General features: G+C 68.8%; 12 protein-coding genes. 1 reads left to right on the top strand and 11 read right to left on the bottom strand.

Annotation, left to right across the window (positions count from 1 at the left end):
- The first annotated feature begins 95 nt into the window (after positions 1–95).
- Positions 96–977: a peptidylprolyl isomerase gene (locus tag SACGLDRAFT_RS08270; RefSeq protein WP_005463532.1), complete on the top strand. Its 882-nt coding sequence runs from the start codon at positions 96–98 to the stop codon at positions 975–977.
- Positions 978–1,140: 163 nt separating this feature from the next.
- On the opposite strand, the gene SACGLDRAFT_RS08265 is transcribed toward SACGLDRAFT_RS08270, so the two are convergent.
- The 11 genes from SACGLDRAFT_RS08265 to SACGLDRAFT_RS08215 form a co-directional block, all read right to left on the bottom strand.
- Complete coding sequence (locus tag SACGLDRAFT_RS08265) at positions 1,141–1,914, bottom strand: enoyl-CoA hydratase/isomerase family protein (protein ID WP_005463530.1); 774 nt, start codon at positions 1,912–1,914, stop codon at positions 1,141–1,143.
- Positions 1,915–1,954: 40 nt separating this feature from the next.
- Positions 1,955–4,300 carry a RelA/SpoT family protein gene (locus tag SACGLDRAFT_RS08260; protein ID WP_005463528.1) on the bottom strand — a complete coding sequence of 782 codons (2,346 nt, stop codon included), beginning with the start codon at positions 4,298–4,300 and terminating at the stop codon, positions 1,955–1,957.
- Between the two features lie 108 nt (positions 4,301–4,408).
- Positions 4,409–4,936: an adenine phosphoribosyltransferase gene (locus SACGLDRAFT_RS08255; protein WP_005463526.1), complete on the bottom strand. Its 528-nt coding sequence runs from the start codon at positions 4,934–4,936 to the stop codon at positions 4,409–4,411.
- Entirely contained in the window at positions 4,933–6,168 is a 1,236-nt protein-coding gene (gene secF, locus SACGLDRAFT_RS08250) for a protein translocase subunit SecF (protein WP_005463525.1), read from the bottom strand. The genes SACGLDRAFT_RS08255 and secF overlap by 4 nt, the downstream gene beginning before the upstream one ends.
- 1 nt (position 6,169) lies before the next feature.
- Positions 6,170–7,972 (bottom strand): protein translocase subunit SecD, encoded by a 1,803-nt coding sequence (secD, locus tag SACGLDRAFT_RS08245; RefSeq protein ID WP_005463523.1) that lies wholly within the window; start codon positions 7,970–7,972, stop codon positions 6,170–6,172.
- Positions 7,973–8,145: 173 nt separating this feature from the next.
- On the bottom strand, positions 8,146–8,535 hold the full coding sequence (gene yajC, locus SACGLDRAFT_RS08240) for a preprotein translocase subunit YajC (RefSeq protein WP_005463522.1): 390 nt from the start codon (positions 8,533–8,535) through the stop codon (positions 8,146–8,148).
- Between the two features lie 128 nt (positions 8,536–8,663).
- Positions 8,664–9,737, bottom strand: a complete 1,074-nt coding sequence (gene ruvB / locus SACGLDRAFT_RS08235) for a Holliday junction branch migration DNA helicase RuvB (RefSeq protein ID WP_085978120.1) — start codon at positions 9,735–9,737, stop codon at positions 8,664–8,666.
- Positions 9,738–9,759: 22 nt separating this feature from the next.
- The gene (gene ruvA / locus SACGLDRAFT_RS08230; protein ID WP_005463520.1) at positions 9,760–10,359 is read right to left on the bottom strand and encodes a Holliday junction branch migration protein RuvA; all 600 of its coding nucleotides are present in this window, start codon (positions 10,357–10,359) and stop codon (positions 9,760–9,762) included.
- On the bottom strand, positions 10,356–10,946 hold the full coding sequence (ruvC, locus tag SACGLDRAFT_RS08225) for a crossover junction endodeoxyribonuclease RuvC (RefSeq protein WP_005463519.1): 591 nt from the start codon (positions 10,944–10,946) through the stop codon (positions 10,356–10,358). Before ruvC ends, ruvA begins: the two co-directional genes overlap by 4 nt.
- Before the next feature lie 164 nt (positions 10,947–11,110).
- Positions 11,111–11,650 carry a DUF4262 domain-containing protein gene (locus tag SACGLDRAFT_RS08220; RefSeq protein ID WP_005463518.1) on the bottom strand — a complete coding sequence of 180 codons (540 nt, stop codon included), beginning with the start codon at positions 11,648–11,650 and terminating at the stop codon, positions 11,111–11,113.
- A gap of 60 nt (positions 11,651–11,710) precedes the next feature.
- Entirely contained in the window at positions 11,711–12,460 is a 750-nt protein-coding gene (locus tag SACGLDRAFT_RS08215) for a YebC/PmpR family DNA-binding transcriptional regulator (RefSeq protein WP_005463513.1), read from the bottom strand.
- Between the last annotated feature and the right edge of the window lie 301 nt (positions 12,461–12,761).

The following is a 12,761-nucleotide window of genomic DNA, read 5'->3' as shown; positions in this document are numbered from 1 at the left end:
CTCACCCTAGCCGCCCCTACACAAGGTCCTCACAGACAGTGCCCATAGACTGCCGCCAACCGCAGCGGGTGTGTCGAAGACTCCGAGGAGGTCAGGTGGCGACCAACCAGCAACGCCGCGAGGCCGCGAAACGCAAGCTGGAACGACAGCTCGCCCGTCGTGCCGAGCGGGAGAGGCGACGCAGGATCGTCGGAGTCGCCGTCACGGTGGGAGCCGTGGTGGCCGTCGCGGGCCTCGTCGTGTTCCTGGGCACGCGGGGCGGTGACAGCGCGGCGGAGGGCATCGACGATCCCGCCAGCTCGTCGGACGCGACGCCCGGAGCGTCGGACTCGGCCTCCGGATCGGAAGACATCGAGATCCCCACCGAGCGCGTCGAACCCGCCTCCCGTCCCGAGGCGCTGCCCAACCCGACGTCGTGCGAGTACCGGAAGTCGGGCGAGCCCGCCAAGGAGGTCTCCCTCCCCGACGGCGAGAACGTCCCGTCCGAGGGCACCGTGAAGGTCACGCTGCACACCAACGTCGGCGACATCGGGCTCGACCTCGACAGGTCGCTGGCCCCGTGCACGGTCAACAGCTTCGTGCACCTGGCGGAGGAAGGCTTCTACACCGACACGAGTTGCCACCGGATCGGCACCGAGGGCCTCCAGATGCTCCAGTGCGGCGACCCGACCGGTGAGGGCATGGGCGGCCCCGGCTACATGTTCGCGGACGAGACCTTCGACTCCCTCACCTACGGTCGCGGCATCCTCGCGATGGCCAACAGCGGCCCGGACACCAACGGCAGCCAGTTCTTCATGGTCTACGGCGACGCGCCGCTGCCGCCCAGCTACACGGTGTTCGGCACCATCGACGACGAGGGGCTCGAGGTACTCGACGAGGTCGCTCGCGCGGGCCACGACGGCAGGTTCGACCCGTCCCCCGGCGGCGGCAAGCCCAACACCGAGGTGAAGTTCACCGACGTGACCGTCGAGTCCTGACCGCCGGCGTGTCCGCACCTGGCGTACGCGTGTCCGCACCTGGCGTACGCGTGTCCGCAGCCTGTGTACGGGTGTTCGCAGCGTGGGAGGCGAACACGTGTGCACCGGGTGCGGACACGCGTACCTGAACTGCGGACACGCGTGCACAAGCTGCGGACACGGCTCAGTTGAAGCGGGGCGGGCGGCGTTCCAGGAAGGCGGCGACGCCCTCCGCGTAGTCGGCGCTGCGGACGGCCTCGCTGCGGATGCGTTCCACCTCCGCATCGGACTCCCGCTGTCCTTCGAGAATGCGCTCGATGATCTCGTTCATTCCCCGGATCGACACCTGGGAGCGCTCGCAGAGGGTACGCGCGAACTCCATCGTGGTCTTCTCCAGCTCATCCGGGTCGAACACCTCGTTGACCAGGCCCATTTCCGCGGCCCGCCGCGCGTCCACGAGCCGCGCCGACAGCAACAGGTACCGCGCGTGGGCCGGTCCGACGAGCGTGACGAGCTGCCGTGTCGACGTGAAGTCGTAGACGATGCCGAGTTTGGCCGGCGTGATACCGAGCGTCGCGTCCGTCGCCACGAACCGGAAGTCGCACGCCACCGCGAGCTGACACCCACCGCCGATGCAGTTGCCGTGGATCATCGCGATGCTCGGCTTGCGCATGGTGGTGAGCGCCCGCACCGCCGCCGTCACCGCCCGGTCGTAGGCCGCCGCCCCCTCGGCGGTGGACCGTAGGGTACGAAACTCGCCGATGTCGGCCCCCGCCGAGAACTGACCACCCGTCCCGGTCACCACGAGGACCTTCACGGTCGGGTCGGCCTCGACCTCGGCGACCACGTCGGGAATCGCCGACCACATCTCGTGGCTGATGGCGTTCATCTTCTCCGGCCGCGCGAACGTCAGCTTGGCGATCTCGGCGTCGGTGCGGAATTCGAGCCCCTTGTTCATGATCAGGCACAGTACGACGCCGAGGACCCCGGCCGGATCGTTACGAGGTCGAGGTCACGCGGTAGACGTCGTAGACGCCCTCGACGTTGCGAACCACCTTGAGCACGTGGCCCAGGTGTTTGGGATCGCCCATCTCGAACGTGAACCGGCTGACCGCCACGCGGTCCCGCGAGGTCGTGACCGACGCCGAGAGGATGTTGACCCGCTCGTCGGCGAGCACCTTGGTGATGTCGGACAGCAGCCGGTGCCGGTCGAGCGCCTCCACCTGGATCGCCACGAGGAACACCGACGACTCGGTGGGCGCCCACTCGACCTCCAGCAGCCGCTCGGGCTGCTTGCGGAGTTCGTTGGCGTTGGTGCAGTCCGTGCGGTGCACGCTCACCCCGCCGCCGCGGGTGACGAAACCGAGGATCTCGTCGCCCGGCACGGGGGTGCAGCAACGCGCGAGCTTGGTCCAGATGTCGGTCTGGCCCTTGACCACCACACCGACGTCACCGGCCCCGCGCCGGCGCGTGACCGTGGAGGGCGTGGCTCGCTCGGCGAGTTCCTCCTCGGCTTCCTCCACCCCGCCGATGAGCGCCACCAGACGCTGCACGACGTGCTTGGCGCCGACCTGGTGCTCCCCCACCGCCGCGTAGAGCGAGCTGATGTCGGAGTGCCGCAGCTCCTTGGCGACCGCGCCCATCGTGGTGGCGGACACCAGCCGTTGCAGTGGCAGGCCGACCTTGCGGACCTCCTTGGCGATGGCCTCCTTGCCCGCCTCGATGGCCTCGTCACGCCGCTCCTTGGCGAACCACTGGCGGATCTTCGCCTTGGCCTTCGGGGACGCCACGAACGACAACCAGTCGTGGCTCGGGCCCGAGCCCTCGGCCTTCGAGGTGAAGATCTCCACGACCTCGCCGTTGTCGAGCTGGCGTTCCAGCGCGACGAGCCTGCCGTTGACCCTCGCGCCGATGCAGCGGTGCCCGACTTCGGTGTGCACGGCGTAGGCGAAGTCCACCGGCGTGGACCCCACCGGCAACGTGATCACGTCGCCCTTGGGCGTGAAGACGAAGATCTCGCGGGTGGCGAGGTCGTAGCGCAGCGATTCGAGGAACTCGCCGGGATCGGCCGCCTCTCGCTGCCAGTCGAGGAGCTGGCGCATCCACGCCATCTCGTCGATGTCCACGGCGTTGCCGCGGTGGGTGCCCTTGGTCTCCTTGTACCGCCAGTGGGCGGCGATGCCGTACTCGGCGGTGCGGTGCATCTCGTGAGTACGGATCTGCACTTCCAGCGGCTTGCCGTCGGGGCCGATCACGGTCGTGTGCAACGACTGGTACACGCCGTAGCGCGGCTGCGCGATGTAGTCCTTGAACCGGCCCGGCATCGGCTGCCACAACGCGTGCACGACGCCCATGGCGGCATAGCAGTCGCGAACCTCGTCAACCAGGATGCGCACGCCCACGAGGTCGTGGATGTCGTCGAGGTCGCGACCACGGACGATCATCTTCTGATGGATCGAGTAGTAGTGCTTGGGTCGCCCCTCGACCTTGGCGTTGATCCGCGACTCTTCGAGCTGCTTCGTCAGCTCCCCAATGACCCACCGCAGGTAGGTGTCCCGCGACGGCGCGCGGTCGGCCACCAGCCGCACGATCTCGTCGTACTTCTTCGGCTGCAGGATCGCGAAGGCGAGGTCCTCCAGCTCCCATTTGACGGTGGCCATGCCCAACCGGTGCGCCAGCGGCGCCAGGACCTCGAGCGTCTCCTTCGCCTTGCGGGCCTGCTTCTCCGGCGGCAGAAAGCGCATGGTGCGCATGTTGTGCAGGCGGTCGGCGAGCTTGATGACCAGCACCCTCGGGTCCCGCGCCATCGCGATGACCATCTTGCGGATGGTCTCGGCCTCCGCCGCCGTACCGAGCTTGACCTTGTCGAGCTTCGTGACGCCGTCGACGAGCTGCGCGACCTTCTCCCCGAAGTCCTCGGTGAGCTGCTCCACCGAGTAACCGGTGTCCTCGACGGTGTCGTGCAGCAACGCGGCCACCAGCGTCGTGGTGTCCATTCCCAGCTCGGCGAGGATCGTGGCGACCGCGAGCGGGTGCGTGATGTAGGGATCACCGGACTTACGACGCTGGTCGCGGTGCAGTTCCTCCGCGACGTCGTAGGCGCGCTGCAGCAGTGCCAGGTCGGCGCTCGGGTGGAGTTCCCGGTGGATGGCCGCCAACGGTTCCAGGACCTGCTTGACCGGCGTGGGACGCTGCGCGGTGATCCGCCGGGCCAGCCTGGCCCGCACCCGGCGAGTGGCCGACGGCGCGCGAACGGTGGCTCCGGACGTGCTGTCCTGGCCGGCTCGGGAAGGCGTGCCGGCCTCCGAACGGGCAGTGACCACGGAATCCAGCTCCCGGCTCACCCGTACCTCCAGCTCGTCACGCGACTGATGTCGTCAAGCGTAACGCGCTGAGAGCGCACGCTATGCCTGCGGGCGCATCCGATTCTCGGGCCGACCCGGCCCCTGCGCTCAGACCGTGCGCAGGGCATGCACGGGCAGCCCGTCGAGCCGGGAGCGACCCCCGAGTTCGGCCAGTTCCAGCACCACGGCGACCCCGGTGACCTCGGCCCCCGCGCTGCGGATCAGCTCGGCGGTCGCCGCCACGGTGCCGCCCGTGGCCAGCACGTCATCCACGATCGCGACGCGCTCACCGGCGTTGACCGACCCCATCGGCAGTTCCAGGCTCGCCTTGCCGTACTCCAGCTCGTAGTCGACCCGGCCGGCGACGTTGGGCAGCTTGCCCGGTTTGCGGACCAGGGCCACCCCGAGTCGCCTGGCGTAGCCGAGAGCAGCCGCCAGCACGAAGCCACGGGCCTCCACGGCGGCAAGGCGGTCGACCCCGTCGCCGATGGCCTCGCCCAATGCCTCGATCACGCTGGCGAACGCGGTGGCGTCGCCGAAGAGCGGGCTCAGGTCACGGAACAGGACACCGGGCTCCGGGAAGTCGGGGATCTCGGTGATGAGGTCCAACGCCCGGTCGAGCTGAGTTCCGCTCACCGCTTCCGCTTCCCGGTCGGGCGGCCCGCGCGCCGCTGCTGAACCGCCTTCGGGTGCCGGGCGGGAACGCTCGCCGCGGCGGCGTACGCCTTCTCGCGACGCAGTTCGGCGGCGAGTTGCTCGTCGTCGGCGGGGTTGAAGTCGTCGTCGGCCGGAGCCGTCCCGTTCTCGACGCCGCGCTTCTTCTCCCTGCGGGCCCGCACCTTCTCCGCCTGCTTCCGGTACCTCGGGTCACGCATCTTGAACGCCACCAGCAGCGGCGTCGCGAGGCAGACCGACGAGAGCGTGCCGGCGAGCATACCGGTGAGCAGCACCAGCGCCAGGTCCTGGAGCGTTCCGGAACCGAGCAGAAGGTTGCCGATGATCAGCAGGCCGAGCACCGGCAGCAGGGCGATGACGGAGGTATTGATGGAGCGCATCAACGTCTGGTTGAGCGCCAGGTTCGCGGCCTCGGCGTAGGTGCGGCGGGTCAGGTTGAGGATGCCTCGGGTGTTCTCCTTGACCTTGTCGAACACCACCACGGTGTCGTACAGCGAGTACCCGAGGATCGTGAGCAACCCGATGGCCGTCGCGGGAGTCACCTCGAAGCCCACCAACGCGTAGACACCCGCGGTGACCACGATGTCGTGCAACAGCGCGATAAGGGCGGAGACCGCCATCCACGTCTCGAAGTAGATGACGAGGAAGACCGCCACCAGGACCAGGAATACCGCCAGGGCGATGAGCGCCTGCCGGGAGATCTCGCCGCCCCACGTGGCGCTGACCCGGCTGTCGCTGATGACCTGCTCACTGGGCTCACCGGAGTCGTCAAGCGGTTGGAGCTGCTCGAACAGGGCTCGCTTGACCTGCTGGACCTCGTCGGGCTCCAGCGTCTCCGATCGGATCTGGATGGTCGCGGCCTCACCGACACCGACCTGCTGCGTCTGGGCGGGGTTTGAGCCCATGACGTCGGCGAAGGCGTCACTCGCCTCCTCGGTAGTGATCGGCCCGTCGGCGCCCACCGCGGGAAGCTGGATCTGCGTCCCGCCCTCGAACTCGATGCCGAGGTTGAAGCCTCGGATGCCGATCGCTGCGATGCAGGCGATCAGGAGCGCGCCGAAGAAGACGAACCACTTCCTGCGGTGGCCGACGATGTCGAACGCCCCGGTACCGGTGTAGAGGCGCTGGAAGACCGAGCCCTTCGCGGGCGTGTCGGTCGTTGCGTTCGTGGTGGCCGAGTCTGACTTCGCCACGTCACGCCTCCTTCACAGCAGCGCGAGCCGCGGCTCGGCGGCCTTCACCGATGCGTTGCACCGCACCGAGGCCGGAAAGCTTGGGGCTCGAAAGCTTCTTCGATCGGGACACCAGCGCCACCAGCGGGTGCGTCACCAGGAACACGACGATCAGGTCGAGCACCGTGGACATACCCAAGGTGAAGGCGAAGCCCTTCACCTCGCCCACCGCGAGCACGTACAGCGCACCCGCCGCGAGGAACATGATGGCGTCCGAGGCGAGAATCGTGCGCCGCGCCTTCTGCCAACCACGCGGCACGGCCGAGCGGAAGGTCCGGCCTTCCCGCATCTCGTCCTTCAACCGTTCGAAGTAGACGACGAACGAGTCGGCGGTGACACCCACACCGACGATGAAGCCGACCACGCCCGCGATGTCGAGGGTGTAGCCGATCCACCGGCCGAGCAGGACCAGTACCGCGTAGACGATCAGAGAGGACAGAGCGAGCGACAGGATCGTCAGCACGCCGAGGATGCGGTAGTAGAACAGGCAGTACACGAACACCAGCGCGAGGCCGACGGCTCCCGCGATCAGTCCGGCCTCCAAAGTGGCGAGTCCCAGCGTGGCCGACACGGTGGTGGCGTCGGAGGACTCGAACGACAACGGCAGCGAGCCGTACTTGAGCACGTCCGCCAGGTTCTTCGCCTCGGACTGCGTGAACTGACCGGTGATCTGCGTGTCACCACCGGCGATGGCCTGGTTGATCGTCGGCGCGGACACCACCTGGGTGTCGAGCACGAAGGCCGCACGCTGCCCGACGTTCTGCGCGGTGAAGTCCGCCCACGTGTCCGAGCCCTCCGCCGTGAACGACAGGTTGACGACCCAGCCGCCCTCCTGGGTGTTGTAGACGGACGAGGCGTCGGAGATGGCCGTGCCCTCCAGGAACACCGGCGACAGGACGTACTTCTCGGTGCCGTCCTGGTTGCACGTCACCAGCGGCAACTTCGGGTCGTCGTTGCCGGCCAAGGGGTCGAGTTCGTTCGGGTCGCAGGTCAGCCGCGCCAGTGCCTGCTGCTGCACCTGCTGCGCCTGCTCCATCTGGGACGGATCGGAGGGCGCGAGCGCCGGGTCCTGTCGCCACTCCTTGGCCCGGCGGATCTGCTCGGCGGCCTTCTCCTGGAGGGTCTGGTCGTCGTCGCCGCCCCGGCCGTCGTTGTCGTCGCCGTCGCCGTCGGGCTGCTGGGCGGGAGCGGAGCCGAGCGGGCTGCCGCCGCCCCCGTTGCCGGAGGCGTCGTCATCGTCGGTGCCGTCGGAGTCCTCACCGGACTTCGTGTCGGCGTCGGTGTCACGGGAGTTCTCCCCTTGGGAGCCCTCGTCACCGCCGCTGTTCCCATCGGTGTCACCGGCGTCGGCGCCGGACTCCGGCTGCTGCGGCGCCGACTGCCCCGCCGGGACCGCCGCAAGAACCTGTCGGAAGGCCAGCTTGGCCGTCTGTCCCAGCGTCTTCGCCTGCTCACCCTCGTCGCCGGGAACCGTGATGACGACGTTGCTACCGTCGAGCACGACCTCGGCGCCGCTGACACCGATGCCGTTGACGCGGTTCTCGATGATCTGTCGGGCCTGCTGAAGTTGCTCGCGCGACGGCTCGGAACCGTCCGGCGTCCTCGCCGTCAGGGTGACCCGTGTGCCGCCCTTGAGGTCGATTCCGAGTTTGGGTGTCGGACTGCCGTCACCGGTGAAGAACACCAGCGAATACAACGCGGCCACGATCACGACGAAAAACGCGAAGTAGCGGCCAGGGCGGATCTGCCCGGCGGGAGGTGCCACGGTCGGTCGCTCTCCTCGAACTGGTTCGACGGCTTGACGAGTCGGCAGGCGGATCACTCACCGCGAGGTAGCGAACGCGCCCAGCACCGAGACCTTACTCGGCGCTGGGCATGCGCAACAGACCACCCACACCGGCGGGTCCACCGGTGCCGCGGTGCCGTAACGACCAGTCGTTACTTCTTGCTCTGCTCGGCGGAGGCGACCGGCGCGTTCTCGTCGCTCGTGTCAGCCTCGCCCTTCGCGTCCTCGGCCTCGATCTCGGAGGCCGTGGTGGTCTCCTCCGCGTCGTCCACCTCGGAGGACGGCACGATGCGCTCACGCACGGCCTGGCGCAGCCAGGTCGTCACCACGCCTTCGGCGATCTCCAGGTCGATGGTGGTGTCGTCGCTGGCGTCGGCGACTGTCGCGTACAGACCCGAGGTGGTCATCACGCGGTCACCTTCGGTCAGGCTGTTCTGCATCTCCTGCTGCTCGGCTATGAGCTTCTTCTGCTTACGCGTGCTCAGGACGAGCGGCAGCGCGACGACGAGCATCAACAGCAGCGGCAGGATAAGGCCTTCCATGGTTCTCCATTCGCAGACGCCGCCTGTGGTGGAGCGTGACGTCCGAGTTGTGTCCGGATGTGCTTTTTTCGAGTGTGCCAGGTGCTGTCGAGAAATCGAACGCCGGTGGCAGAGACCTCGGTGTTCCCTCAGTCGAACAGGGACGATGACGTGGAGTCAAGGCCTCCCGCGTCGTCGGGGGGCCGCAGCCCGAGGTGTTCCCACGCCAACCCGGTGGCGACCCGGCCCCGTGGCGTCCGCGCGAGCATACCCGCCCGAACGAGATACGGCTCACACACCTCTTCGACCGTACTGGGCTCCTCACCCACGGCCACCGCGAGTGTGGACACCCCGACCGGCCCACCGTTGAACGACCGCACGAGCGCTTCCAACACCTCGCGGTCGAGCCGGTCGAGCCCCAGCTCGTCCACGTCGTACACCTCCAGCGCGGCCCTCACTACGGGGAGTGTGGCCACGCCGTCGGCACGCACCTCAGCGTAATCGCGAACCCGGCGCAGCAGCCGGTTGGCGATACGGGGGGTGCCGCGCGACCTCCGGGCGATCTCGGCTCGCCCCTCCGCGTCGATGTCGATGCCGAGGATCGACGCCGACCGCCGGAGCACCTGCTCCAACTCGGCGGGGCTGTAGAACTCCATCTGCCCGGTGAAGCCGAATCGGTCGCGCAGCGGGCCGGTGAGCGCCCCCGACCTGGTCGTCGCACCGACCAGGGTGAACGGCGGGATCTCCAGCGGGATGCTCGTGGCACCGGGCCCCTTGCCCACCACCACGTCGACGCGGAAGTCCTCCATCGCGAGGTACAGCATCTCCTCCGCGGGCCGGGCGATGCGGTGGATCTCGTCGATGAAGAGCACGTCCCCCTCGGCCAGGTTGGACAGGATCGCCGCGAGATCGCCCGCCTTCTCCAGCGCGGGGCCGGAGGTGATGCGGATGGCGGCGTTGAGCTCGGAAGCGATGATCATGGCGAGGCTCGTCTTCCCGAGACCGGGCGGCCCCGACAGCAGCACGTGGTCCGGCGCCACCCCGCGCTTGCGCGCGCTCTCCAGGACGAGTTCGAGCTGTTCCCGGACCCGCGGCTGGCCCACGAACTCCGCCAACCGGCGCGGCCGTAGTGCCGTCTCCACTTCCCGCTCGCCCGTCTGGGCCGTCGCGGACAGCGGTGTCTCGCCGGGAGCCCGCCTCACCTCTCCGGACGGTTCGATCATGTCGTCGTGCACGTCCGTCGCCTCACTTCTTCTTGCCGAGCACGGCGAGGGCCGCCCGCAGCATCCGCGACGTGTCGTCGGGCACGTCGCCCGCCACCTGCTCCACGGCCTGTTCGGCCTGTTTCGCCGAGAAGCCCAGACCCACCAGCGCGTCGATCACGTCGGCCCGCACCGCGCTGCTCACGGCCTCGGCACGCACGCCCTCGGCGTCGGCCGGCGCGAGCGCCGCCACCTTGTCGCGCAGCTCGATGATCAGCCGCTCGGCTCCCTTACGACCGATGCCGGGTACCTGGGTGAGCACCGTGATGTTGCCCTCCGTCAGGGCACGCCGCAGCTTCTCCGGCTCCAGCACGGCCAGGGCCGCGAGCGCGAGTCGAGGGCCGATCCCCGACACCGTCTGCAGCAGCCCGAACAATTCCCGCGAGTCCGCGTCGGCGAATCCGAACAGCGTCAGCGCGTCCTCTCGCACCACCAACGTCGTGTAGAGGTGGGCCTGGCCGCCCCTGCGCAACGTCGCGAGCGTGCCCGGAGTCGCCTGGACGGCGAGTCCGACACCGCCGACCTCGATCACCGCGTGATCGAGCCCCACCGACAGCACCTCACCGCGTACCGAGGAGATCATGTCAATCCCGTCCCTGTCCTGTTCTCACGCCGCTTCGCCGCCTCGGCCAGCCGAGCCCTGTGGACACGGGCCAGTTCGGCCGCCTTCGCCTCGGCCTCCGCGAGCCGTGCCCGTATCGGTTCCCTCCACAGGTGACAGATCGCGAGCGCGAGCGCGTCGGCGGCGTCGGCCGGGCTGGGAGCCTTCCGCAGGCGCAGCACGCGGGTCACCATCGCGGTCACCTGTGCCTTGTCGGCACGGCCGGAACCGGTGACGGCGGCTTTCACCTCGCTGGGCGTGTGAAAGGACACCGGAAGGCCACGACGCGCGGCACACACCGCCACCACACCGCTGACCTGCGCCGTTCCCATCACGGTGCGGACGTTGTGCTGACTGAAGACACGTTCGACGGCGACCACGTCCGGCCGGTGGGTGTCGAGCCAGTCGTCCACCGCCTCGCTGACCTGCAACAGCCGCGACGGAAGCTCGGCGTCGACGGGCGTGCGCACCACACCCACGGCCACGCACGACACGGACCGCCCGGCACCACCGTCGACGACCCCGAGCCCGCACCGGGTCAGTCCGGGGTCCACACCCAGCACGCGCACGAGGCCAGTCCTTTCCACGAACACCAGTTCGAGTCGAAGGCTACCGCGTCGCGTCACCACACCGCGTGGAACACGCTGTCCCGGCGAGGTGCGTGCGGACACGCGGACGACTGCGAACCAGCGTACGCGGGGGCGAGAGCACGGAGGGCGGATGCGCGGGCCGGTCAGGGGCCGTCGACGCCGGGCGTCCAGCTCTCGGGCCGGCCGCTGGCCGTCAGCACGGGCTGCCACTGGGCGAAGCCCTCGGGGGAGTCCTCGCTCCACGGCCAGAAGCCGTCCGTCGTCGGCACGATGATCTGCACGGCGGGGAAATCGCCCTCGGGGTAGACGAGGAACGCGCTGCCGAAGAACTCCGGATAGTGTGCCGGCGCCACCTTCTCGAACGTCACGGGCACGCCTTCGAAGAAGTCGTCGTAGAGCCCGCCGAACTCGAATCGCTCGCCGGTGGCCGCACGGTCCACATAGGCGTCCAGCAGCACCGTGGACATCTCCTGCGGCAGCCCCACGACGACCGCCTCCGGGATGCCGTGCATGGCCCAGGCGCACACCGTGAACGCGTATCCCGCTCCCCGATCGTCGGGAGGGACCGAGACCACCGCGTTACCGCGTTGTTCGGCCTGCTCGACGATCCATTCCCGCAGCTGCTGATCGGAATCGAGTTCGTGGCCGTTGTCGAAGGTGGTCTCCACAGTCACGGCCGACATTGTGCCGTATCACCGGACGCATCCGGTACAGGCGCGCCGTGCCGTCCCGAAGTCCTCGGCTCAGCCGACCTCGGCGAGGATCTCGTCGCTGACGTCGAAGTTGGAGTAGACGTTCTGCACGTCGTCGCAGTCCTCCAACGCGTCGATCAGCCGGAACACCTTGCGCGCGGTCTCGGCGTCCAGCGGCACCTGGACCGACGGCAGGAAGTTCATGTCGGCCGACTCGTAGTCGTATCCCGCCTCCTGCAACGCGGTCCGCACGGCCACCAGGTCGCCGGGTTCGGAGATGATCTCGTAGTTCTCGCCGAGGTCGTTGACCTCCTCCGCGCCCGCGTCGAGCACGGCCATGAGCACGTCGTCCTCGGACAGGTCGTTCTTCGGCATGACGACGACGCCCTTGCGGTTGAACAGGTACGCCACCGAACCGGGGTCGGCGAGCGAGCCGCCGTTGCGGCTCAGGGCGGTGCGCACCTCGGAGGCCGCCCGGTTCTTGTTGTCGGTGAGGCACTCGATGAGCACCGCGACGCCGCCGGGGGCGTAGCCCTCGTACGTGATGGTCTGCCAGTCCGCGCCACCGGCTTCCTCACCGGCGCCGCGCTTGCGCGCCCGCTCGATGTTGTCCTGCGGGACGGAGTTCTTCTTCGCCTTCTGGATGGCGTCGTACAGGGTGGGGTTGCCTTCGGGATCACCCCCGCCGGTGCGCGCGGCGACCTCGATGTTCTTGATGAGTTTCGCGAACAGCTTGCCACGCTTGGCGTCGAGGGCGGCCTTCTTGTGCTTGGTGGTGGCCCACTTCGAGTGGCCGCTCATCTCTCCTCCAACTCTCTTTCGCGTCTACGCGACCTCGGACACGGTGCGAACGGACGGAAGCGTCGCTCCGCGGACGGCCGGTCAGCTCGGATGAACGCGGTGGCTGGCACCCTTCCCCGCCGGACGGCCACGATCCTATCGACAGCCGCACCGGAGGTTGTGGCATCGCCCACCGCGACGAGCATCGCGCTCTCGCCTCGTCCGCACGCAAAGCGCCCGGTCAGCTACGGCGTGAACGCCCGCCCTCGACCTCGCTTGCCACGGTACGCGGGACGCCTCCGCGATCACTGCTGGTCAAGCC

It is taken from the genome of Saccharomonospora glauca K62, from assembly GCF_000243395.2.
Classification (GTDB): domain Bacteria; phylum Actinomycetota; class Actinomycetes; order Mycobacteriales; family Pseudonocardiaceae; genus Saccharomonospora; species Saccharomonospora glauca.
The sequence above is the reverse complement of the archived record's forward strand: the minus strand, read 5'-3'. Positions and strand labels throughout refer to the sequence as shown.

Excerpts from the sequence above, each read along its gene's own strand:
- ruvB (WP_085978120.1), bottom strand. The coding sequence starts at position 9,737 with ATGATCGAACCGTCCGGAGAGGTGAGGCGGGCTCCCGGCGAGACACCG.
- SACGLDRAFT_RS08215 (WP_005463513.1), bottom strand. The coding sequence starts at position 12,460 with ATGAGCGGCCACTCGAAGTGGGCCACCACCAAGCACAAGAAGGCCGCC.
- SACGLDRAFT_RS08265 (WP_005463530.1), bottom strand. The coding sequence starts at position 1,914 with ATGAACAAGGGGCTCGAATTCCGCACCGACGCCGAGATCGCCAAGCTG.
- yajC (WP_005463522.1), bottom strand. The coding sequence starts at position 8,535 with ATGGAAGGCCTTATCCTGCCGCTGCTGTTGATGCTCGTCGTCGCGCTG.
- SACGLDRAFT_RS08220 (WP_005463518.1), bottom strand. The coding sequence starts at position 11,650 with ATGTCGGCCGTGACTGTGGAGACCACCTTCGACAACGGCCACGAACTC.
- ruvA (WP_005463520.1), bottom strand. The coding sequence starts at position 10,359 with ATGATCTCCTCGGTACGCGGTGAGGTGCTGTCGGTGGGGCTCGATCAC.